The sequence below is a fragment of the Shimia biformata genome, from assembly GCF_016888515.1.
GTDB classification, from domain to species: domain Bacteria; phylum Pseudomonadota; class Alphaproteobacteria; order Rhodobacterales; family Rhodobacteraceae; genus Shimia_A; species Shimia_A biformata.
The window spans coordinates 1951237-1973550 of sequence record NZ_JAFEJK010000001.1 but is presented as its reverse complement, the minus strand read 5'-3'; the positions used below and the strand labels follow the sequence as shown (position 1 = coordinate 1973550).

25 protein-coding genes and 1 tRNA gene are annotated in these 22314 nt (G+C 62.7%); 11 read left to right on the top strand and 15 right to left on the bottom strand.

Features of this window, described 5'->3' with window-relative positions; all coding sequences use genetic code 11:
* Positions 1-37: 37 nt before the first annotated feature.
* Positions 38-625: a hypothetical protein gene (locus JQ863_RS09660; protein ID WP_204114066.1), complete on the top strand. Its 588-nt coding sequence runs from the start codon at positions 38-40 to the stop codon at positions 623-625.
* On the opposite strand, the gene JQ863_RS09655 is transcribed toward JQ863_RS09660, so the two are convergent.
* The 3 genes from JQ863_RS09655 to JQ863_RS09645 form a co-directional block, all read right to left on the bottom strand.
* Positions 622-2427, bottom strand: a complete 1806-nt coding sequence (locus JQ863_RS09655) for an ABC-F family ATP-binding cassette domain-containing protein (protein ID WP_204114065.1) — start codon at positions 2425-2427, stop codon at positions 622-624. The two genes, JQ863_RS09660 and JQ863_RS09655, sit on opposite strands and share 4 nt — an antisense overlap.
* Before the next feature lie 52 nt (positions 2428-2479).
* Positions 2480-3217: a GNAT family N-acetyltransferase gene (locus JQ863_RS09650; protein WP_204114064.1), complete on the bottom strand. Its 738-nt coding sequence runs from the start codon at positions 3215-3217 to the stop codon at positions 2480-2482.
* A 105-nt stretch (positions 3218-3322) separates the two neighbouring features.
* On the bottom strand, positions 3323-3775 hold the full coding sequence (locus tag JQ863_RS09645) for an outer membrane protein assembly factor BamE (RefSeq protein WP_204114063.1): 453 nt from the start codon (positions 3773-3775) through the stop codon (positions 3323-3325).
* A gap of 89 nt (positions 3776-3864) precedes the next feature.
* Between JQ863_RS09645 and JQ863_RS09640 the strand changes: the two genes are divergently transcribed.
* From JQ863_RS09640 to JQ863_RS09605, 8 genes are all read left to right on the top strand, one after another.
* Complete coding sequence (locus JQ863_RS09640) at positions 3865-4425, top strand: YceD family protein (protein ID WP_204114062.1); 561 nt, start codon at positions 3865-3867, stop codon at positions 4423-4425.
* Positions 4426-4563: 138 nt separating this feature from the next.
* Complete coding sequence (rpmF, locus tag JQ863_RS09635) at positions 4564-4770, top strand: 50S ribosomal protein L32 (RefSeq protein ID WP_204114061.1); 207 nt, start codon at positions 4564-4566, stop codon at positions 4768-4770.
* A 19-nt stretch (positions 4771-4789) separates the two neighbouring features.
* Entirely contained in the window at positions 4790-5881 is a 1092-nt protein-coding gene (gene plsX / locus JQ863_RS09630) for a phosphate acyltransferase PlsX (protein ID WP_204114060.1), read from the top strand.
* Positions 5882-5893: 12 nt separating this feature from the next.
* Entirely contained in the window at positions 5894-6868 is a 975-nt protein-coding gene (locus JQ863_RS09625) for a beta-ketoacyl-ACP synthase III (protein WP_204114059.1), read from the top strand.
* A 118-nt stretch (positions 6869-6986) separates the two neighbouring features.
* A complete protein-coding gene (gene ihfA, locus JQ863_RS09620; RefSeq protein ID WP_204114058.1) occupies positions 6987-7289 on the top strand; it encodes an integration host factor subunit alpha in 303 nt (100 codons plus the stop codon).
* Between the two features lie 14 nt (positions 7290-7303).
* A complete protein-coding gene (locus JQ863_RS19445) occupies positions 7304-8224 on the top strand; it encodes a MerR family transcriptional regulator (RefSeq protein WP_239113252.1) in 921 nt (306 codons plus the stop codon).
* Between the two features lie 59 nt (positions 8225-8283).
* Positions 8284-8360 (top strand) — tRNA-Pro (locus JQ863_RS09610).
* A gap of 57 nt (positions 8361-8417) precedes the next feature.
* Entirely contained in the window at positions 8418-9491 is a 1074-nt protein-coding gene (locus tag JQ863_RS09605) for a 2'-deoxycytidine 5'-triphosphate deaminase (RefSeq protein WP_204114057.1), read from the top strand.
* A gap of 12 nt (positions 9492-9503) precedes the next feature.
* Here the strand turns inward: JQ863_RS09605 and JQ863_RS09600 are convergent, their stop codons facing one another.
* From JQ863_RS09600 to JQ863_RS09570, 7 genes are all read right to left on the bottom strand, one after another.
* On the bottom strand, positions 9504-9716 hold the full coding sequence (locus JQ863_RS09600; protein WP_204114056.1) for a hypothetical protein: 213 nt from the start codon (positions 9714-9716) through the stop codon (positions 9504-9506).
* A 69-nt stretch (positions 9717-9785) separates the two neighbouring features.
* Positions 9786-10445, bottom strand: a complete 660-nt coding sequence (gene scpB, locus JQ863_RS09595) for an SMC-Scp complex subunit ScpB (RefSeq protein ID WP_204114055.1) — start codon at positions 10443-10445, stop codon at positions 9786-9788.
* Positions 10438-11235: a segregation and condensation protein A gene (locus JQ863_RS09590; protein ID WP_204114054.1), complete on the bottom strand. Its 798-nt coding sequence runs from the start codon at positions 11233-11235 to the stop codon at positions 10438-10440. The genes scpB and JQ863_RS09590 overlap by 8 nt, the downstream gene beginning before the upstream one ends.
* Complete coding sequence (locus JQ863_RS09585) at positions 11228-12232, bottom strand: glycoside hydrolase family 3 N-terminal domain-containing protein (protein WP_204114053.1); 1005 nt, start codon at positions 12230-12232, stop codon at positions 11228-11230. Before JQ863_RS09585 ends, JQ863_RS09590 begins: the two co-directional genes overlap by 8 nt.
* The gene (locus JQ863_RS09580) at positions 12229-13230 is read right to left on the bottom strand and encodes an SPOR domain-containing protein (protein ID WP_204114052.1); all 1002 of its coding nucleotides are present in this window, start codon (positions 13228-13230) and stop codon (positions 12229-12231) included. Before JQ863_RS09580 ends, JQ863_RS09585 begins: the two co-directional genes overlap by 4 nt.
* Positions 13231-13308: 78 nt before the next feature.
* Entirely contained in the window at positions 13309-15054 is a 1746-nt protein-coding gene (argS, locus tag JQ863_RS09575) for an arginine--tRNA ligase (RefSeq protein WP_204114051.1), read from the bottom strand.
* A 55-nt stretch (positions 15055-15109) separates the two neighbouring features.
* Positions 15110-16249 carry a deoxyguanosinetriphosphate triphosphohydrolase gene (locus JQ863_RS09570; RefSeq protein ID WP_204114050.1) on the bottom strand — a complete coding sequence of 380 codons (1140 nt, stop codon included), beginning with the start codon at positions 16247-16249 and terminating at the stop codon, positions 15110-15112.
* A 110-nt stretch (positions 16250-16359) separates the two neighbouring features.
* Between JQ863_RS09570 and JQ863_RS09565 the strand changes: the two genes are divergently transcribed.
* A complete protein-coding gene (locus JQ863_RS09565) occupies positions 16360-16683 on the top strand; it encodes a HesB/IscA family protein (RefSeq protein ID WP_204114049.1) in 324 nt (107 codons plus the stop codon).
* Positions 16684-16706: 23 nt separating this feature from the next.
* Here JQ863_RS09565 and JQ863_RS09560 read toward each other — a convergent pair whose 3' ends face one another.
* From JQ863_RS09560 to JQ863_RS09550, 3 genes are read right to left on the bottom strand one after another with little or no spacing between them, the layout of a single operon-like run.
* On the bottom strand, positions 16707-17648 hold the full coding sequence (locus tag JQ863_RS09560) for an EamA family transporter (protein WP_204114048.1): 942 nt from the start codon (positions 17646-17648) through the stop codon (positions 16707-16709).
* Positions 17645-18724 carry a DUF6902 family protein gene (locus JQ863_RS09555; RefSeq protein WP_204114047.1) on the bottom strand — a complete coding sequence of 360 codons (1080 nt, stop codon included), beginning with the start codon at positions 18722-18724 and terminating at the stop codon, positions 17645-17647. Before JQ863_RS09555 ends, JQ863_RS09560 begins: the two co-directional genes overlap by 4 nt.
* Positions 18725-18776: 52 nt before the next feature.
* A complete protein-coding gene (locus JQ863_RS09550; protein ID WP_204114046.1) occupies positions 18777-19382 on the bottom strand; it encodes a DUF6749 family protein in 606 nt (201 codons plus the stop codon).
* A gap of 384 nt (positions 19383-19766) precedes the next feature.
* On the opposite strand from JQ863_RS09550, the gene xth reads away from it, so the two are divergent.
* Positions 19767-20546 carry an exodeoxyribonuclease III gene (gene xth / locus JQ863_RS09545; RefSeq protein ID WP_204114045.1) on the top strand — a complete coding sequence of 260 codons (780 nt, stop codon included), beginning with the start codon at positions 19767-19769 and terminating at the stop codon, positions 20544-20546.
* A 7-nt stretch (positions 20547-20553) separates the two neighbouring features.
* Here the strand turns inward: xth and JQ863_RS09540 are convergent, their stop codons facing one another.
* Positions 20554-21732 carry an FAD-dependent monooxygenase gene (locus JQ863_RS09540; RefSeq protein ID WP_204114044.1) on the bottom strand — a complete coding sequence of 393 codons (1179 nt, stop codon included), beginning with the start codon at positions 21730-21732 and terminating at the stop codon, positions 20554-20556.
* A gap of 70 nt (positions 21733-21802) precedes the next feature.
* Complete coding sequence (gene dksA / locus JQ863_RS09535; protein WP_204115123.1) at positions 21803-22225, bottom strand: RNA polymerase-binding protein DksA; 423 nt, start codon at positions 22223-22225, stop codon at positions 21803-21805.
* Positions 22226-22314 lie beyond the last annotated feature (89 nt).

Below are 22314 nucleotides of genomic sequence, written 5' to 3'. Positions count from 1 at the left end.
GCTTGCGTCGGCACGTATTTCGCCGCAGAGTTTGCCCATGCCCCGCCAGAACCGCGTTTTGCCTACAGGAGAGATCACCGCCCAGGACTGGCGCGGGGCGTTCATGGGCAATCGCGGGAATCTGCATGACGGGCGCGGTCTGACCCATCGGCGGTGGCGGCACAGGGCATGGGTGTGTTGCGTGTTGGATTTCAAGAACCGCCGCCGCCCGATCATGGCCCCCGGCGCCTATACCGAGTTGTTTTTCCACGATGAAGCGGTGGCTCTGGCGGCCGGGCACAGGCCCTGTGGCGAGTGTCGGCGCGAGGATTTCAACGCCTTTCTTCATGCTGCCGGGCATCATGGCCGGGTCACGGGGTTCGACGACAGGCTGCACGCCGCCCGCGCGGTGCCGCGCACCTTTGGTCAACGGCGCGACGATGCTCAGGTCACCACCCTGCCCGATGGCACATTCATCCTGACCGACACCGGCCCGGCGCTGCTTTGGCAGGATGCGATGCGGCCCTATCTGGGGGCGGGTTATGGTCCGGCGCGGCCCAAACCAACAGGACGGGTGACGGTGCTGACACCGGAACCGACGCGGGTGGCGCTGGCAAATGGGTATTGTCCGAAACTGGTGGTCTAGCCTTCGGCCTTTTCTTCCAGCATCAGCCATTCCTCTTCAGCGTCGGCCAGCGCCTTCTGGCGCTCGACCAGCGCTTCAGTGGCTTTCTGGAACTTCACCGGCTCCTTGGCGAAGAGGTCTGGGTCGGCCATGAACTCTTCCAGCTTGGCGATCTCGGCACCGAGACGGTCAATGATCGCGGGCAGTTTCTCAAGCCGGTGCTTTTCGGTAAAACTCAGCCCTTCCTGCGCGGGCTTGTCCTGCTTTAGCTTCTCGGCCTTCGGCTTTGATTTCTCAATCTTTTCCGACTCATCATCCTGCCGCTGGCTGCGATAATCGCTCCAGCCGCCGGCATAGACCGTGGCGCGGCCATTGCCTTCCATTGCGACGGTCGTGGTGGCGACGCGATCGAGAAAATCGCGGTCGTGGCTGACCAGAAGCACGGTGCCGTCATAATCGTCCAGAAGCTCCTGCAACAGATCCAGCGTCTCGACATCCAGATCGTTGGTCGGTTCGTCCAGCACCAAGAGGTTGCTTTCCCGCGCCATCAGTTTCGCCAGCAGCAGCCGCGCCTTTTCGCCCCCCGACAAGGATCGCACCGGCGCGCGGGCCTGGCGGTCGTCGAACAGAAATTCCTTGAGGTAGCCGACCACGTGTTTTGGCTGACCGCGCACCATGATCTGATCCGCCTTGCCCGAGACCCGCATCTCGGGGTCTCCGGTCAGGCTGTCCCAAAGCGTCATGTCATCGTCCAGCTGGTCGCGGCTCTGGTCGAAGATCGCGGGCACAAGGTTGGTGCCAAGCTGCACGGTGCCCTCATCCGGGGCGACCTGCCCCAGCAGCATCTTGATCAGCGTGGTCTTGCCCACCCCGTTCGGCCCGACAAAGGCCACGCGATCGCCGCGCTGCACCAACAGGTCGAACCCCTTGACGATGGTCTTGCCACCATAGGATTTCGCCAGCCCCCTGGCTTCGATCACCTTCTTGCCGGACTTCGGGCCAGAGGCCAGTGCCATCGCCGCCGCGCCCTGCCGCCGGATCATCGCCGCGCGTTCGGCCCGCAGGTCTTGCAGCGCACGCACCCGGCCCATGTTGCGCTTGCGCCGGGCGCTGATGCCTTCCACGGCCCAGCGGGCCTCGGATTTGATCTTGCGGTCCATCTTGTGACGGGCCATGTCCTCGTCTTCCCAGATCTTGTCCCGCCAGGCTTCGAAATCGGCAAAACCACGCTCTTGCCGACGCACCATTCCCCTGTCAATCCAAAGGGTTGCGCGGGTCAGTTCACGCAGAAAAGCACGGTCGTGGCTGATCAGGACAAAGCCCGCGCGGGTCGCCTTCAACTCGTCCTCAAGCCAGCCGATCGCCTCGATATCAAGGTGGTTCGTCGGCTCGTCCAGCAGCATCAGGTCCGGTGCTTCCGCCATCAGCCGCGCCAGCGCCGCGCGGCGGCGCTCCCCGCCCGAGGCCGTTTCGACCGCGCGGGCGGGGTCGAACTTGAGCCCCTCTCCGGCGCGCTCGACCCGGTACATCTCGCCCGGTTCCAGCGTGGCGGCGGCAAAATCGCCCAGGGTCGCAAACCCGCTCATGTCCGGGTCCTGCTCCATATAGCCGACCGACAGGCCCGGCGGCACGATCACCTCACCCGCGTCCGGTTCGACCAGCCCGGCCATCACCTTCATCAGGGTCGATTTGCCGGAGCCGTTACGCCCGACAAGCGCCACACGGTCGCCCGGCTGAACGACAAGATCAAGGTCATGGAACACCGGATCACCGCCAAAGGTGAGCGAGATGCCGGACATTTGCAAAAGGGGTACACGTGCCATGCGGCGGGGCTAAACCGGGCCTTGGGAAACGTCAATGGTCCTCAGACGGCGTTCACGTCGCCAGCCCGCGCAACAGGCGCTTGCGGGCGGGAGGAATGGCGTTGATCTCGACCCCGGTAAAGACATGCAGCGTGTTCAGGCTCTGGTCGACAACGGCGTGGTCACTGACCCAGCCGCCCATCAGAAGATAGGTTTTCAACAAGGGCGGCATCGCCTTTTGAGCCGCCTTCAGGTTGGGCTTGCGCCGCAGCCGGGCGGCAAAGCGGAACACGTTGGGCGCCTTCACCCGCGGCAGCCAGCGTTTCGGCGCAAGGTGGCGGTCGCGCAGCATTGCAAAGGCATCGGCATGGGCCTTGGCGTCAGTGCCGGAAAAGGACGAACAGCCAAACAGCATCTCGACCCCGTTTTCATCGACATATTGCGTCATGCCGCCCCAGGCAACGCGCAGGATGTCGGGATCGTGCCAGTCGGGATGGATGCAGAAACGGCCCATCTCGACCATCTTTCCGGCGAACCCTTCCAGCGCCGACAACTCATAGAACTGGGCGGAATAGCTGCGCCCGATCTCGGTGCCGTCGCGCAGGGGCAGGACCCGGAAACAGCAGACCAGCTGCCCGGATGCAATGTCGATCACCAGGAAATGGGTGCAGAACGGATCAAAGGCGTCCGCGTCCAGCGTGCCATCGTCATGGCCAAGAAAGGCCCGCCCCCGCAGCGCCTGGGCCGCGATGACCTCGGCCTCGGTGTCGGCCTTCTTCAACAGGTAGCGGCTTTTTCGCAGGCCCGGCATGATGCGCCCCGTCCTTGTCACGTCCACATTAACTTAGATCGTGGCTTCGTGACATGGCAATGACGCCCAGGGCACCGCTTCGTGACAATCGGCGAAGGACTGACGTTATGAGAAGAAGGAACCGGCGTCGAAATTGCCCAGGTTCTGCAGCATCTGCTTGAGGAAGTTCTCATTCTCAAGCCCGTTGTCGGTCACGCGCTTGGACAGCGGCACGACCAGCCCGTCCTGTAATGAGAACCGCTGCACGCCTTCAACGACGCCACGGTTGTTGAACGAGATCGCGACAAGCTGACGTTCGACCACCTCGGGGCGGCGGGCGCCGAAATGCTTTACCTTGCTGCGCACGTAGTAAAAGCCCGAGTCGTCCAGAACCCCGCCAGCGGTCGGGGTGCCAAGCGCCTCGGTCACGCTGTCGCGGGTGTCGACGCCAAGGCGAATCTCCGAGAGTTCGTCATCCGTGGGGACATAGCCGTGATTGCGATACTGGGTCGTGCAGGCCGCAACAGCCAGAAGCATCATGGCAAATGCCAGTGATTTGACCTGTCCGATGCGCGCCATGCGTGCTGCCCTCTTGCCTCGGCGGTAACCGCCTTTTATCCCGCTTACAGAATGAAACCGTTTGGTTCAAGAATGGAAAGTAGGGTCCGATGGCAGAGAGCAGAGACAAATCACGTGTTCTGAGGGTCGTTGACCTGGCCCAGAACCAGCCGACGCCGTTCGAGATCACACCCGACCGGGCCGAATTGGACGCCCTGGGTGACGAAATGGGTGTCGTTGCCCTGCGCAAGCTGCGATTCAAAGGCGCCCTGCGGGCCGAAGGCAAACGCGACTGGCGGCTTTCTGCCGAGATCGGCTTTACCGTTGTGCAGCCCTGCGTGGTGACGCTTGACCATGTGACAACCCGCGTTGATGCGCCGGTCGAGCGGCTGTTCCTTGCCGAATGGCACGACCCCGAGGAAGAGGATGCCGAGGTCGAAATGGACGCCGACGAATCCATCGAACCGCTGAAGGCGACAATAGATCTTGGGGCGATCCTGGCCGAGGCGCTGGCGCTGAACCTGCCGCTTTATCCGCGAAAAGAGGATGCCAGCCTTGGCGAAGCGGTCTTTACAGAGCCGGGGAAAAAGGCCATGACTGACGAGGAAACCAAGCCTTTTGCCGGGCTTTCGGCGCTGAAAGACCAGCTGAAGAAGGACGGCGAAAAATAGCGCTTGCACCGCGCGAGATTCGCAGTATTTTCGCGCGCTCATTGGAATTTAGCGTTGGACATGGCGCGCAGACGCGCGTATGGCCTCCACACGCTCAGGAAATCGGGCAATGATGCCCCTCAGGAAATAGGTTGCGACATGGCTGTCCAGCAGAACAAAGTCTCGAAATCGCGCCGCAACAACCGTCGCGCCCATGATGCGCTGGTTGCGGCAAACCCCAACGAATGCCCGAACTGCGGTGAGCTGAAGCGCCCGCATCACGTCTGCGCATCCTGCGGCCATTACGACGACCGTGAGGTTGTCTCGATGGTTGAAGAGATCGACCTGGACGAAGACGCGGCATAAGCCACGGATCTGCGCCCGCATGACCGCAATGCCTGAAAAGACAATCGCGGGTGCCGGGCGCACCATCATCTCTATTGACGCCATGGGCGGCGATCGGGGGCCGGCAACCGTTGTTGCCGGCATGTCTCATTCTGCCAAGAAGAACCCGGACATCGCCTTCATCCTGCATGGTCCCGAATCCGAGCTGCGCCCGCTGGTCGAGCGCAAGCGCGCTTTGGATGGCCGTGTTCAGTTCCGCGACGCAAAAGGCGTCGTGTCGATGGAGGACAAGCCCAGCCACGTGATGCGCAACGGCAAGGACAGCTCGATGTGGTCGGCTGTTGACTCGGTGCGCGACGGTGAGGCCGACGTCTGTGTCAGCTGCGGCAATACCGGCGCGCTGATGATGCTGTCGGTGGTGCGGCTGCGCAAGCTGCCGGGTGTGAACCGCCCGGCCATTGCGATTCTCTGGCCCTCGCGCAGCCCCCAGGGGTTCAACATCATGCTGGACGTGGGCGCGGATGTGCGCGCCGATGAAAACGACCTGCTGCAATATGCGCTGATGGGCGCATCTTATGCCCGGAACGGCATGGAACTGCCCCGCCCCCGTGTTGGCCTGCTCAATGTCGGCACCGAGGAACACAAGGGCCGGGCCGAGCTGAAGCTGGCCCATGACCTGATCTCGCAGAACGCCGGGGCCGCCAATTACGAGTTTGTCGGCTTTGTCGAAGGCAAGGACATCCCCGGCAACCGCGCCGATGTGATCGTCACCGACGGGTTTACCGGCAATGTCGCGATCAAGACCGGCGAAGGCACCGCCAGCCTGATCGGGGATCTTCTGCGCGAGGCGTTCAAATTCTCGCCCATGTCACGTCTGGCCGCGCTTCTGGCCTACCCGTCCCTGCGCCGCCTGAACAAACGCATCGACCCGCGCCGCGTCAACGGCGGGGTTTTCCTTGGGCTGAACGGCACGGTTGTCAAATCCCACGGCGCCGCCGATGCCACCGGGGTTTCAGCGGCCATCAAGCTGGCATTCAAATTGTCGCAATCGGGTTTCTCGCAAAAGCTGGCGGCGCGGGTTGCATCCGCTGTCAGCCTGCCGCAGAATGACGAGGCCGATGGGGGCAAATAACGGAAACGCATCATGACCATTCGCGCCGTCGTTCAGGGCGTTGGGCACTATCTGCCCGAACGTATTGTTCCCAATGCGGAATTTGAAACTTTCCTCGACACGACGGATGAGTGGATTCGCACCCGTTCCGGGATCGAGCGCCGCCATTTCGCCGCCGAGGGCGAGACCACGTCGGACATGGGCGCCACGGCCGCAACCCGTGCGCTGGAAAACGCCGGACTGACACCGGACGATATTGACGCCGTGGTGGTCGCCACCTCGACGCCGGACCTGACGTTCCCCTCGGTTGCCACCATGATCCAGGAAAAGATCGGCATGACCGGCGGATTCGGCTTTGACGTTCAGGCCGTCTGCGCGGGCTTCATTTTCGCGCTGACCAATGCCAATGCGCTGATCCTCTCGGGTCAGGCCAAGCGCGTGCTGGTCATCGGTGCCGAAACCTTCAGCCGCATCATGGACTGGGAAGACCGCGCCACCTGTGTCCTGTTCGGCGACGGCGCGGGCGCGCTGGTTCTGGCGGCCGAAGACGGCAACGGAGACGCGGCTGATCGGGGCATCCTCTCATCTGACCTGAACTCGGACGGGCGCTATCGCGACATGCTCTATGTCGATGGCGGGGTTTCGACCACCGGGCAGGCCGGCAAGCTGCGGATGCAGGGAAACCTGCTGTTTCGCCAAGCGGTTGAGAAGCTGGCGGCCACGGCACACAAGGCGCTGGAAAAGGTCGGCATCAAGGATAACGAGGTCGACTGGATCGTTCCGCATCAGGCCAATATCCGCATCATTCAGGGCACCGCCAAGAAGATGGGCCTGCCGATGGACAACGTGATCGTCACGGTTCAGGACCACGGCAACACATCCGCAGCGTCGATCCCGCTGGCGCTGGCCGTGGGTGTCGAGCGCGGCCAGATCAAGAAGGGCGACCTTCTGGTGGCCGAGGCGATTGGCGGCGGTCTGGCCTGGGGCGCGGTGGTTCTGCGCTGGTAATCGACCCCGCGACAAGCGGGTTAACGCCTGTCGCGCAACGATTTTTTCCGAACGCCGCCATTGACTCGGAAAAAACCAATCCCCTATGTTTGTCCAAACGGATCGCGGGGAGGATGAGATGAGCCAAAAAACGCTCACACGGATGGACTTGAGTGAAGCGGTGTTCCGCGAGGTTGGCCTGTCGCGCAATGACTCGGCGGAACTGGTCGAGGACGTTCTGGCCCATATCTCGGACGCGCTGGTGCGCGGCGAACAGGTCAAGATTTCGTCCTTCGGCACCTTCAGCGTGCGTGACAAGGCAGCCCGCATCGGGCGCAATCCCAAGACCGGCGAAGAGGTCCCGATCAATCCCCGCCGGGTTCTGACTTTCCGCCCGTCCCACCTGATGAAGGACCGCGTCGCGGCCGGAAACAGCAAGTAAGGCGGACAGGACACATGGCCAAATCCCCAGACGCCTTTCGCACCATCAGCGAAGTGGCCGATTGGCTGGACACTCAGGCCCATGTTCTGCGCTTCTGGGAAAGCAAGTTTCCACAGGTCAAACCGGTGAAACGCGCCGGCGGGCGGCGGTATTACCGCCCCGCCGACATGCTGCTTCTGGGCGGCATCAAACACCTGCTGCATGACGAGGGCATGACCATCAAGGGCGCGCAAAAACTGCTGCGCGAACAGGGGGTCAAGCATGTTTCGGGCCTGTCGCAGCCGCTGGATGACGATGACGACGCGGTGGTGCCCGCCAAGGCCGCACCGGACACGGATGCCGCAGAACAGGCACCAGATCAGACGGTGACGGACCTGGCAGCGGCAGAAGTGCCAAAGCCTGCCGACATCACAGCCGATGCATCACCCGAAACACCTGATATCGTGGCGGTCGACGCGACACCTGAGGCAGACGTCGCGCCTGCGAAAGACGCGGATCAGGTGCCGCCCGAATCCGACGCGCTTCCGGCGTTCCTGCAACAGCCCAGCTTTGACATGTCGGACCTCGATGAGGATGACGAAGTGGCGGCGGAGGTCGCCAGCGACTCGGTCTCCGAACCGCCCGCCACCGCGCCAGAAGAAGACTCTGCCGAAAGCACCCCCGACGCCACCACAGAGGTCGCGACAGACACGGCCGCGGACGATCCGGTGACCGACAGCACGGATACATCCCCTGCCCCCGCGCCGCTTGCCGCGCCGTCGCACGAGGCCACGGGCGACTCAGGCAGGGATCATCCGGCGGGGCCGCTTGATTCGCTTCTGTCAGCCCTTATGAAACACCGCGCGATCCCCGCCGAACACCGCGAAGCGGCGCGCCAGGCGATGACCCGACTCGAGGCGCTGGCCGCCCGTCTGAACGAAAGCGCCGAAGGCTGACGAGACTTGGCATTTTTGACTTGCCCTTGCCCCTCAATTCGTTATGAACGGCCCATCGTCGGGCTATGGCGCAGCCTGGTAGCGCGTCCGTCTGGGGGACGGAAGGTCGCAGGTTCGAGTCCTGCTAGCCCGACCAAAAAAATCGCCCGCGTGCCGCAAGGCCCGGGCGTTTTTCATATCCGGGGGGAATGAGATGACAGGCGTCCTGCCCTGCCAAGCCATTGAAACCATGATTGAAACCCGTCAGATCGCGGCCACCCGCCCGGTGGACGACGGCCAGGTGCAACCCGCCAGCCTCGATCTGCGCCTTGGCACGGTCGCCTATCGCGTGCGCGCGTCCTTCCTTGCCGGCGCGGGCCGCACCGTCGCCGACCGGCTGACCGAGTTCGAGATGCACCGGATCGACCTGTCCGACGGCGCGGTTCTGGAAAAAGGCTGCGTCTATGTCGTGCCGCTGATGGAAAGCCTGGCCCTGCCCGACGACGTGCAGGCGGTCGCCAATGCCAAAAGCTCGACCGGGCGGCTGGACCTTCTGACCCGCACCATCACCGATGGCGGGACCGAGTTCGACCGCATCGCGCCGGGATACACCGGCCCGCTTTATGCCGAGATCTGTCCCCGCTCTTTCTCAGTCCTCGTGCGGCCGGGGATGCGGCTCAACCAGATCCGGTTCCGCGCCGGGCAAAGCATCCTGTCGGACGCCGATTTGCGCGTGCTGCATGACCGCGCCCCGCTTGTGGATGGCGACCCGGTGATTGATGACGGGCTTGGCTTCTCGGTTGATCTGAAACCCGGCAAGGGCACGCTGGTCGGCTATCGCGCGAAACCGCATACCGGGGTGATCGACCTTGACAGGATCGGACAGTATGACCCGGCCGAATACTGGGAAGAACTGCACAGCAAGGACGGCCAGATCATCCTTGACCCCGGCGCCTTCTATATCCTTGTCAGCCGCGAAGCGGTGCATATCCCGCCCGCCTATGCCGCTGAAATGGCACCGTTTCTTGCCATGGTCGGCGAATTCCGCGTGCATTACGCCGGCTTCTTCGACCCCGGTTTCGGCCATGACGCCGTGGGCGGAAAAGGGTCACGCGGGGTGCTGGAAGTGCGCTGTCACGAGGCGCCTTTCGTGCTGGAACACGGGCAGGTCGTGGGGCGGCTGGTCTATGAGCGCATGTCAGACGTGCCGACCCAGCTTTACGGCGCGGGGATCGCGTCGAATTACCAGGGTCAGGGCCTGAAACTGTCGAAACATTTCCGCGCCTGAGGCGCAGTCAGGTCAGCGCAACCGCGTCATCCGGCGCGCCATGCGCATGGCCTGTTTGGTCTGTTTCATCTGCTGCTGGCCGGGCTGTTTGGCCTGCTTGCCACCCGCCTGACCACCCTGCCCTTTTCCACCGGACATGGCATTCATGCCCGCGCGCATACCGGAATTGACCGCCTTGCGGACAAAGATCCGGGTGATCATGTTGATCAGTTGGTTCATGTTCATCTTGGTCGCTCCGCGAACTGCCTCGGCGTAAAGATAAGAACCAATCGTGCCTATTTTAAGGCATTGGGATCAGTCTTCGAACAGTTCCGACTGGCCTTCGGCGTCCTCTTGGTCCTCGCCATCCTCACCCATCGGTCCCGGCACCGCCCCCGGGGGCGGGCGGTTTTCCAAAAGACCGGCGGCGCGTAGCTCTTTCAGCCCCGGCAGGTCGCGGGCGCTTTCAAGGCCGAAATGGTCGAGGAAAGACTGCGTCACAACAAATGTCACCGGGCGGCCCGGTGTCATCTTGCGGCGGCCAAAGCGGATCCACTCCATTTCGATCAACTGGTCGATCGTGCCCCGGCTGACCGACACGCCGCGAATCTCTTCGATTTCGGCGCGGGTGACGGGTTGGTGATAGGCGATGATCGCAAGCGTTTCGACCGCCGCGCGGGAAAGCTTGCGGGTTTCGACCGTTTCCTTCTGCATCAGGAAACCAAGGTCGGCCGCGGTGCGAAAGGCCCAGGCATCACCGACCTTGACCAGGTGGACGCCACGCCCCTCATAACGTTTGCGCAGATGCACCAGCGCCTCGGCCGCGTCGCAGCCATGGGGCATGCGTGCGTTCAGATCCTTGATCGAGACCGGCTCGGCGCTGGCAAACAGAATCGCTTCGCACATGCGTTCCTGCTCTGCCATCGGCGGGGCTTCGAACAGGCTTTCTTCTTTTGTTTCAATATCTTCAGGCATGATCTTGATCTCGTCTGCGCAGTTGGATCGGCGCGAATGTCCCGTTTTGCCGGATCTCGACCTTGCCTTCTTTCGCCAGTTCCAGCGAGGCGGCAAAGGTCGCGGCGGTGGCCGAGCGGCGGCGCTTGGGGTCATTGCCCCAGCCATCGGGCAGATAGGAGAGGATATCGGTCCAGGCCCCGGCGAACCCGATCAGCCCACGCATCCGCTCCAGCGCCTCTTCCATGGTAAAGACCGAGTCGCGGTCCATCACGAAGGGGCGGAATTCGTCCTTGGTGCGGATGCGGGCATAGCCCTGCATCAGGTCCAGAAGCGTCGCGGTATAACGCACCCGGCGCACCCGCGTCACATCCTCGGGCAGGCCGCGGGCAAAGAAATCCCGGCCCAGCCGGTCGCGCGCCATCAGCTTTGCGGCGCTGTCGCGCATCGCCTGCAACCGCTCAAGCTGAAAGGCCAGGTGTGCGGCCAGTTCTTCGCCTGTCGGCCCCTCTTCGCTGGGGTCAGGCGGCAGCAACAGGCGGGATTTCAGAAATGCCAGCCACGCCGCCATCACAAGGTAATCGGCAGCCAGTTCGATGCGCAGCGACTTCGCCTTTTCGACAAAGGCCAGGTATTGCTGGGCCAGATGCAGGATCGAAATCTTGCGCAGGTCCACTTTCTGCGTGCGTGACAGGATCAACAGGACGTCCAGCGGGCCTTCGAACCCGTCGACATCGACAATCAGCGCCTCGGCCGCAAGCCGTTCCTCAACCGATTGTTTCTGATCCGTTTCGAAGACGTCTTCAGCCATGTCCCTGCCCGCTGCTCAGCGCCTCAAATTCGGCTCTGAGGGCGGCAATGTCAACCTGCGCAGGGACCGGGCGGGCGGCAAGCACGGCCCGGGCGCGGGCCTCTGCCGCGTGGGTCATGTCGCCGGACGCCTCGGCCACGGCTTCAAGCTCGGACAAGACGCCCTTGCAATAAAGCACCACATCGCAGCCCGCCGCGATCGAGGCCCGAGCGCGGGACGCCAGATCGCCCGACAGCGCCTCCATCGAGATATCGTCGGTCATCAACAGGCCATCAAACCCGATCTCGTCGCGGATCAGGGTTATCATGGCGGGATCGGTGGTGGCGGGTTTGTCCGACAGCGCCTCGAACACGATATGGGCGGTCATGCCCATCGGCAGGTCGTTCAGGGCGCGGAAGGGTTTGAAATCACCCTCAAGCGCGGCACGATCCGCCGCGACGCGGGGCAGTTCCAGATGGCTGTCCAGCACCGCGCGGCCATGGCCCGGCACATGTTTCAGAACCGGCCAGACACCCCCCGCCAAAAGCCCGTCCGCGACGGCACGGCCAATCAGGGAAACCTGTTCAGGATCAGTGCCATAGCAGCGGTTCTTGAGGAACGGATGCGTGGCGTCCATGGCGACATCGACCATCGGCGCGCAGTTGGCGTCGATGCCAAGGGCCAGCTGTTCCTGCGCGATCAGGCAGGACCGCAGATACATCACCCGCGCGGCATCTTTCCCGGCGCGGGCGACCTCATCCAAAGGCGGCAGCCATTCGGTCGCCAGCGGCGGGCGCAGGCGCTGAACCCGACCGCCTTCCTGGTCAATCAGGATCGGCGCGTGATGCGAAACGCAGTCGCGCAATTCGTCACACAAGGACCGCACCTGGTCAGCAGTGTCGATATTGCGGGCAAACAGGATGAAGCCAAACGGACGAGCAGCGCGAAAAAACGCCTTTTCGTCAGCGCTTAGACGCAGACCTTCACATCCGAAAATGGTCGCGCCAAAGGCGCTCACCGTGCGACCACGGGGATACAGTCGGCACGTTCGGCCTTGAGGGCGGAACAGGTGCGGCGGGCGTCGGACAAATCGGCAAAGCCCATGGCGCGCAGACGATAGAAGGTCTTGCCGCCGCTGGATGCCTTCTGGATCACGCGGGTGCGGCCGTCGAGGATTTCCTCGAAGCGGTCGGACAGTTTGGACCACTCTGCCGCTGCGATCTCTGGCGAGGCGAAGGCGCCCAGTTGCACCAGACGGGTGCCGGGCGGCACGTTTTCTTCGGGCGTCACCACCGGCCCGGCAGCGATGGCCTTGGGATCGGCGGATGCCAGCACGACATCGGACGCAGTCGAAGGCCGCAGGCGCGGACGCGGCGACCGGTTGACCATGCCATGAGACTCCATGCCCGGCGCGGTCTTGGGCAGGTCGGGTTTCGCTTCGGGTTCGGCCAGCGCGGTCTTGACCGGTTCGGTCTCAACCGGATCGTCGCTTGATTCAAGCGCCGCGGTTTCCGCCGCGATTTGATCGGCAAGCGCCTTGATCGACGCCACCTGTTTCGGGTTCAGCGGCGCCGGGGCGACGATTTCGGCCTGCGCCTGCGTTTCAGGTTTTGGCGCAACTTCAATGGCTTGCGCGTCGACCTTCGGCAGGTTGGCCAGCGTCACCGCGCGGTCATCCTGGGTCAGGTCAATTGGTGACGGCGCAAGGACAAGACGGTCGGCGGGTTTCGCGGCGATGCCCTCGGCGGCCACCGAGTTGACGGCCAGCCCCTGGTGATCGGCCTGTTGACCGCCGGGGTTTTCCGGCGCCATCCGCATCGGGCCTTCGACCGCGCGCACCACGGGAACGCCGCTGACGTCCCGCATCAAAAGCTTGTAGCCCCAGACGCCCGTGCCCGCGACCAGTGCCAGGGACATGACCGCCCCCGCAACGCTGACCAGCGGTGCCATGGACCGTTTCGGGCCACCGTCACCGCCGGAGTCACCATAGTGACCGGACATTGGAATCTCTGCCATCATCGCCTCGCTGCCACCGGCGATGCATTGCGCCGGGGGTCTCTTGCCTTTTCCTCAACCCCCGGACTTGTGCGGTTTTTACCGCATCTCTTCGGCCGGGTTGACGCCAAGAATACCAAGACCTGCCGAAATGACAACGGCGACAGACCGGGCCAGCGCGATTTTTGCCTGACTTGTGGCCGGATCGCCCTCTTGCAGGAAGCGCAGGCCGGGCTGATCGTTGCCCCGGTTCCAGAGCGAGTGCAGGTCGCTGGCGAGGTCATAGAGATAAAAGGCCACGCGATGCGGCTCATTTGTGCGGGCGGCGATTTCGACCAGACGCGGCCATTCGGCGATTTTCTTGGCGACCGCGATCTCGGCCTCGTGGTCGAGCTTGGTCAGGTCGGCCGCGGCCAGCGTCGCGTCATCGACGGCAATCCCCGCCTCCGCCGCCTTGCGCAGGACGGAACAGACACGGGCATGGGCGTATTGCACGTAAAACACCGGGTTTTCACGCGACTGTTCCAGCACCTTGTCAAAGTCGAAATCCAGCGGCGCGTCATTCTTGCGGGTCAGCATCACGAAGCGGGTGACGTCGGGGCCGACCTGCTCGACCACGTCGCGCAGGGTGACGAAATTGCCGGCGCGTTTCGACATCTTGAACGGCTCGCCATTTTTCCACAACTTCACCAGCTGGGTCAGCTTGATATCCAGCGGCACCTTGCCATCGGACAGTGCGGAAACGGCTGCCTTCATGCGTTTGACATAACCGCCGTGGTCGGCGCCAAACACATCAATAAGCGCGTCGAACCCTCTGGAAACCTTGTCAAAATGATAGGCGATGTCCGGCGCGAAATAGGTCCAGGACCCGTCCGATTTCTTCACCGGGCGGTCGACGTCATCGCCATGTTCGGTGGATTTGAACAGGGTCTGTTCGCGGGGTTCCCAGTCCTCGGGCGTCTTGCCCTTGGGCGGTTCCAGCACGCCTTCATAGATCAGACCCTTGTCCTCAAGCGTCTTCAATGCGGCTTCGATCAGACCGGTGCCATAAAGCGACTTTTCGGAAAAGAACACGTCCATCTCGACGCCCAGCTGTTTCAGGTCGTCGCGGATGAGGTCCATCATCGCGTCCGTTGCAAACTCGCGCACCTCGGCCAGCCAGACATCCTCGGGCTGATCGACATAGGCGTCGCCCACCTTGTCTTTCAGCGCCTCGCCCACCGGGATCAGGTAGTCGCCGGGATAGGTGCCATCTTCGAACGCGACCTCCTGGCCATGCGCTTCGAGGTAGCGCAGGTAGACCGAACGCGCCAGCACATCAACCTGCGCGCCACCGTCGTTGATGTAGTATTCGCGGGTGACGTCGAACCCGGCGAAATCCAGCAGGGACGCCAGCGCATCGCCAAAGACCGCGCCACGGGTATGGCCGACATGCAACGGACCTGTCGGGTTGGCCGAAACATATTCGACATTCACGCGCTGCCCCTGCCCCATGTCCGAGCGGCCAAAGCCGATGCCGGTCTCCAGCACCTGTTTCACCAACCCCTGCCACAGGCCGGGCGCAAGGCGCAGGTTCAGGAAACCGGGTCCGGCGACCTCGGCGCTGGTGATGGCATCGACATCGGCCAGCTTGGCGGCCAGAGCCTCGGCAATGTCGCGCGGCTTCATCTTTGCGGGCTTGGCCAGCACCATCGCGGCGTTTGTCGCCATGTCGCCATGGGCGGCGTCGCGCGGCGGTTCCACCGCGACGTTGCCAAAATCAAGCCCCGCGGGCAGCGTGCCCTCGGCCACCATCTGCTCCAGCGCGCCGATCACGGCCACGCGAATGTCACTGAACAGGTTCATCTGTCTTGTCCTCATGCGTTTGGGGCGGGTTTACCACCCCTGTTCACGCCGTCAATCATTCGCCCAGCAATCGGGCATGTTCCTGAAGCGCAAAACGGTCGGTCATCCCGGCGATATAGTCCGACACGATCCGCGCCAGCGCGGTCTCATCCGTTGCCGCCTCGACATCCTTGCGCCAGTCCGACGGCAACAACTCGGTCCGTTTCATGAACAGCGGGAACAAGTCGTTCACGACCACCGTCACCTCGGCGCGTTTTTCCATGACCGAGGGCGCGCGATACATGCGGGTGAACAGGAAATGGCGGATTTCCTTCAGGTCCGACCACAGCGCGTCGGAAAACCGGATCACCGGGCGGCCAAGGTCGCGGATGTCCTGCGCCGAGGTCGCACCGCTGGTTGTCAGAAGATCGGAGGATGTGTCGATCACGTCCGACACCATCACGCCAAAGACCCGACGCAGCGCCTCGTACCGGCGGCGCTTGCGGTCGAGGCCGGGATAGAGGCGATCAACCTCGGCGAAACAGGCGCCGACGATCGGCAGGCTCTGAATGTCGTCTTCGGTGAACAGCCCCGCGCGCAGCCCGTCATGCAGGTCGTGGTTGTTATAGGCGATGTCATCGGCAAGCGCGGCGACCTGCGCCTCGGCACTGGCGAATGTGTGCAGTTCGAGGTCGTGAATGGCGTTGTAATCGGCCAGCGCATAGGGCAGATCGCCCGTCACCGGACCGTTATGTTTTGCAATGCCTTCAAGGGTTTCCCAGACGAGGTTCATCCCATCGAAATCGGCGTAATGCCGTTCCAGCGAGGTCACGATCTTGACCGCCTGCGCATTGTGATCGAAGCCGCCATAAGGGGCCATCAACAGGTCCAGCGCGTCCTCTCCGGTGTGACCGAAGGGCGTATGCCCAAGGTCATGGGCCAGAGCCACGGCCTCGGTCAGGCTGCCCTCAAGCCCCAGCGCACCCGAGATCGTGCGCGCCACCTGCGCCACCTCGATCGAATGGGTCAGGCGGGTGCGGAAATAATCGCCCTCGTGTTCGACGAAAACCTGCGTCTTGTGCTTCAGACGCCGGAAGGCGCCGGAATGGATGATCCTGTCGCGATCCCGCTGGAAACAGGACCGGAACGTGCTTTCCTCTTCCGAAAACCGCCGTCCCTTTACGGTTTTCGGATCCGAGGCATATGGCGCGTGCATGAGTTTGTCCCCGCTCTTGTCCTTGTCGCCTGCCGTCAGGCTTTCTATATTGCACTCTGCGCCCGGGTTGAACCGGGCATTTCGCGCGAACAACCCAATCGGAGCCCATGATGCAGATCCCGCCAAAAGTGACAGAGCGTGCATTTGAGCGACTGGCCGAAATCGGTGCAGGGGCGCAAGGCCAGGCATTGCGCGTCGCGGTCGAGGGTGGCGGCTGTTCGGGATTTCAATACGAGATCAAGCTGGATGACCCGGCGGATGACGACGTGGTTCTGGAAGGCCATGGCGAAAAGGTCGTGATCGATTCCGTTTCGCTGCCGTTCCTGGCCAATGCCACGATTGATTTCAGCGAAGAGCTGATCGGCGCGCGGTTCGTGATCGACAATCCGAACGCCACCAGTTCTTGCGGATGCGGAACCAGTTTCTCTATCTGATAGAGCGACTTACAGGCCGAACTTCATCTTCTTTGCGTGACGAATCTCGGCAAGCGGATCGCCGGGATGCGGGTGGGTTTCGCGGTTGCCGGAACCAGCTGGTCATAAACCAGGAACAGCCCCGCCGCGACCACGATCACCACGCCCAGATAGATGTTGGCCGCTGGGTATTCGCCGAAAAACACCGCGCCAAGGCCCACCATCCAGACAAACTGGAAGTTCAGAAGCGGGGTCACGGCAAAGGCCGCGAGGTGGCGCAGCGCGACCACCAGAAGCCAGCGCGCGACAAACAGGGCCACCGCATAGGCCACAACCCAGGCCAGATCGCCCGCGCCCATCGGCTGATAGACAAAGGGCAAGGCCAGCGCCATGGCAAGGAACAGGGACAGGTTGGGATAGAAAACCTGCGCCAGCGCGTTGCTTTCATAGCGCCCGATATAGCGGGCGAGAATCATCGACAACGTCCCCAGAACCGAGGCCGCCAGCGCCACCAGATGCCCGGCGGAAATCGCCGTGACACCAACCGGGAACAGGCACAGAACCCCTAGGAACCCGGCCAGAAGCGCGGTCCAGGCCACGGGGCGCACATGTTCTCCCAGGATCAGGCCCGAAAACACCCCGGCAAACAGCGGCATGAGGCCAATGAAAACAAAGACTTCTGCAAAGGGCAGCAGTTTGAACGCATAGAAAAACGCAACCGACCCGGCGACAGTCAGCGCCGACCGCAGCGCCATGGCGCGGGGACAGATCGTGCGCAGGTTTCCCCTGCCCCCGGCCCTGCCCTGCCCGGCCCGACCGCCAAGCCAGCTGAGCAAGGCGACGATGGCGCCGGAGAGACAGAAAAGCTGGGGCGCGGCATAGCCGGCGGCGATGAACTTGGTGATCGCATCAGCACAGGAAATCGCCAGCGTATAGGCCAGCGTCAGCCCCGCCCCCAGAAGCGCGGTATTGCGGACGGCGATCACAGCGCCGCCCCTGACAGGCTACCTGCCCGTGCAAACCCTTGGAAAAACGCATCAAAATCGCGACAGGATCCCTCAGCTTCGGTGATGACATGGCGGGCGTCCTCGGACATATGGTCAAGGACCACAGGGCGCATCGCCTCCCAGTCGGCCGAGCGGCGGTCGTCCAGCTTGTACATACATTCCGACAGTTCGCGCAGCGGCCCCGCCACCCCGTCGGGGCGGTAAAACGCCATGCGCTCGGGCGTCAGCGGTTTCACGAAGGCGCGCTGCCCGGTGGCGGCCAGCATCCAGTTGGTGACCAGGAATTCATGGTAATCGTCATGGCCGGTGGTCTGCCCGCCGGTTTCCACGGTGAACCGCTGGGTGTGCGAGATCAGCCAGTCCGACCATGCCTCGGGCACGTCGAACCCGCCCTGCACCAGCGCGACGCAGACTTCGGCCAGAAGGTCGGCATTCTGTTCAAGGAAGGCCATGACCCCGACAAATTCAAGCGATGTCGCTGTGTCGCGGTCCAGACCGGGATCGCGGCGGCCATATTCGGACAGGTAGAAAACCGCGTGGGTCAGCTCATACGCCGCCTTCTTGTTCGGCATCGAGAAGGTGGACGACCGCGCCATGAAGCGGCGCATCCGGTCCTCAAGCCCGTCATCAAACGGCAAGGGATCGACCCCGCGCCGCATCATCAGCCGGCGCGCTTCCATACGTTGCAGGTCCGACAATTCGGCCTCGGCCAGACCGGATTGCGCGGCCCAGCGGACCAGCACTTCGGATTTGCGGCCCTCAAAGCCGATGTCCTCAAGATCAAGGCAGATCGACAACAGGAAGCGGTAGTATTGCGGAAAGAACTGAAGCCGCTTTTCGACGTCGCGATAGAACCCGGCATAGGCGGCCAGCCCCTGTTCCGACACCTCGGCCCCGGTGCATTCCAGGATATTCAGTAGTTCGGCGTTTTCCTTCAGCCAGAACACGTCGTCGCCAAAGCGCCGATGCAGGGCGAAGCTCTGCATCAGGCTTGCGTGGCGGACGGGGTCCGGTTGCCGCTGGGACGGGACGTTCAGTGTCACGATATTGGTCATGTCAATTCTCCCTTATTGGTTTTGGGCCAAACGCCCCGGTCCCAGTGATCAATCAGAGGCCCGAGGTGAACAGCGCGGTGCCTTCCCCGGTTTCGGCCTTGGCTTCTTCCTGCGGGGCCAGACCAGAGGTGAACATCTGGGTCAGGCCAGAGGTGTACATTTGAGTCAGGCCCGAGGTGTACATTTCGACCGCGTCGCCGGTGGCCGCGTCGTCGGATTTTGCCGAAAGACCCGAGGTGAACATTTCAAGCCCTTCGCCCGAAGTAGCGTCGGCATTGGCCGCCGGAGCCAGGCCCGAGGTGTACATTTGGGTCAAACCCGAGGTGAACATCTCGACCGAGTCGCCCGCTGTGGTTGAATTACCGGATGCTTCGAGGCCCGAAGTAAACATCTGGGTCAGGCCCGAGGTGTACATTTCGACGGCGTCGCCGACGGTGGCATCGGTGCCCTTGCTTTCCAGTCCCGAGGTGAATGCCTGAACCAGGCCCGAGGTGAACATCTCGGTCGCGTCCCCCATCAGCGCATCACTTGCATCGGCAGACAGGCCGGACGTGAACAGCCCCGTTTCCAGCCCATCGTGGATGCTGGTGCCGCTGCGTGTTGCCGCACGGTTTGCAAACGTTTCGTTAACCAGTTGAGCGGATTTTTTGGCGAGCATTGGTAGTCCTCCAGTTGGTGTTTTGAACGACTCAACGCTTGCACCCTTACCGGGTTTCTCAAAATCATTTTTCTTGCTATGCGTGTCATTTTCCGTCTTGACTCGCCGATTCCATGATCCGCAAGTCATTGTTTTTATTGTATTTTCAAAATATTTCGATTTGCCACATTTTTGCCCGATTCTTGCGGACAGGCATTCGAGGCAGCACCAAATCAGTGGAGAATCACCCTTGGGTTCCGGCCGAAAAATCGGGACGAACCGGGCCATCGGCCGCCCGGATTTCGGGGCGGCAAAGTGATTCATTTTCACCCCCGGACGGCCAAGCCTTGCCAGCCGCGGCCCGGTGCGGGATACAAGTCGGGACAGGAAACGGAGTGCTGACAGATGAAAATCGCGACCTTCAACATCAACGGGATCAAGGCGCGCATTCAGGCGCTCCCGGACTGGCTGGACGAAGCACAGCCGGATGTCGCGCTCCTGCAGGAAATCAAGTCGGTTGACGAAGGCTTTCCCAAGGAGGTCTTCGAGGAACGTGGTTACCAGGTGGAAACCCATGGACAGAAATCATTCAACGGAGTCGCGATCCTGTCAAAGCTGCCGCTGGAAGATGTGACTCGCGGCCTGCCCGGAGATGACACGGATGAGCAGGCGCGCTGGATCGAAGCCACGGTAATTGGCGACCGTGCGGTGCGGGTCTGCGGGCTTTACCTGCCCAACGGAAACCCGGCGCCGGGGCCGAAATACGACTACAAGCTGGCGTGGATGGAGCGGCTTCACGCCCATGCACAAAAGCTGTTGGAGGCTGAGGAACCGTTCCTGATGGCGGGTGACTATAACATCATTCCACAGGACGAGGATGCCAAGCGCCCCGACGCATGGCGCGAGGATGCGCTGGCCCGGCCCGAAAGCCGCGCGGCGTTCCGGCGGCTCGTGAATCTGGGCTTCACCGATGCGTTCCGGGCGCGGGTATCCGGGCCGGGCCATTACTCGTTCTGGGATTACCAGGGCGGCGCGTGGGACAGGAATGACGGCATCCGCATCGACCATTTCCTGCTCAGCCCGCAATGCGCGGACCTGCTGACGGATGTCGGGATCGACAGCGGCATCAGGAACCGTCCGAAACCGTCGGATCACGTGCCGGTCTGGGTCGAACTGGACGCCTGAGCCCCGCTCAGCCGCCGTCGCGGGTCACATCGTGGCGATAGATCCAGTCGAACTGGGTCAAAAGGCGTTTTGGCGCCACGGTCGACAGCACCCGCATCCCCAGATGGGCGGCAAACCGCATTGGCGGGAAAGACAGGTGGTATTTCCAGGCATTGCCATTGGCGGTCTCGACAACCTTGCGGACCCGGTCCTCGCGGCGGGACTGGTAGCTGGCCAGACCGCTGTCGATTGAGGGCGCTGTGCCAAGCGCATCGGCCAGCACCCAGGCGTCTTCCATTGCCATCACCGCGCCCTGCGCCATGAACGGCAGGGTCGGATGCGCCGCGTCGCCCAGCAGCACGGTATTGTCACGGTGCCAGACCTTGGCGACAGGATGGCGGAACAGCCCCCAATAGCCCACGGTCTCGACGCGCTTCAGCATCTCGCGCACCTCGGCGCTGTAATGCGAAAAGGCAAGGCGCAGATGGGCGGGATCGTCCTGATGGCTCCAGCTTTCCTCGACCCAGTCGACCTCTTCCCGCACGGCGACGATATTGACCAGTTTGCCCTGCCGCAGCGGGTAGCTGACGATATGGCTTTTCGGGCCCATATGAACGCGGGTCAGGTTGGGGTGGCCAAAACCGTTGGGCACGGTGGCGCGCCACGCGGTCTGGCGGGTGAAAAACGGGGCCAAGGTGCCGTTCAGGACCGGGCGCAGCCGCGAATGCAGCCCGTCCGCCCCAACGACCAGATCCGAGGCAATCGCGTCGCCGTTTTCCAACCGCACCACCGGATGCGGGCCGGGTTCGATGGTATCGACCTTCTGCAACAGACGGATTTTCACACCGGCCTCGCGCGCGGCCCCGGCAAGAATGTCGATCAGGTCGGCGCGATGCACAAAGAAATAGGGCTGGTCAGCGGGCAACAGCCCAAGATCAAGCCGCGCCACAAGCCGCGCATCGGCATGGTTTCGCAACTCGATCGCGCGGGCCTGCACCGCCTGAACCCGAAGCGCGTCTTCCAGACCCAGCGCCCGCAGCACGGCGATCCCGTTCGGGCTGACCTGGATACCGGCGCCGACTTCGGTGATGGCGTCGGACTGTTCCAGCACGGTGACATCCGCCCCACGGCGGCAGAGCGCGATGGCGGCGGTCAGCCCGCCGATTCCGGCGCCGATGATCGTGACCTTGGTTGCGTTCAAATCCATGCCCCCATTTGAAACGAAAAACGCCGAGGCAAAAGCCCCGGCGCTTCACTTTCTGGTTCCCACCATGGGATCAATCGTCGCGGTGGACTTTTTCGCGGCGCTCGTGACGCTCTTGCGCCTCAAGGCTCATGGTGGCGATCGGACGCGCATCCAGACGCTTCAGCGAAATCGGCTCTCCGGTCACCTCGCAATAGCCGTATTCACCTTCGTCGATGCGGCGCAGGGCCGAGTCGATCTTGGCGACCAGCTTGCGCTGGCGGTCGCGCGTGCGCAGTTCCAGCGCACGATCGGTTTCTTCGGACGCCCGGTCCGCGACATCGGGAATATTGCGGGTGCTTTCCTGCAATCCCTCGATCGTATCGCGGCTGTCATCCAGGAGTTCGTTTTTCCAATTGATCAGTTTCCGGCGGAAATACTCGATCTGGCGTTCATTCATGAACGGTTCGTCTTCTGCTGGACGATAGTCGTCGGGCAGGAAAGTCTCGGCCTTCATGTCTGCTCCCTCTTCGTGGCTAACGTCCTTCAAAATATTCGTTCCAGACATTTCGCCCCCCTCTGAATGGCGCTGGATTACCCCAGCAT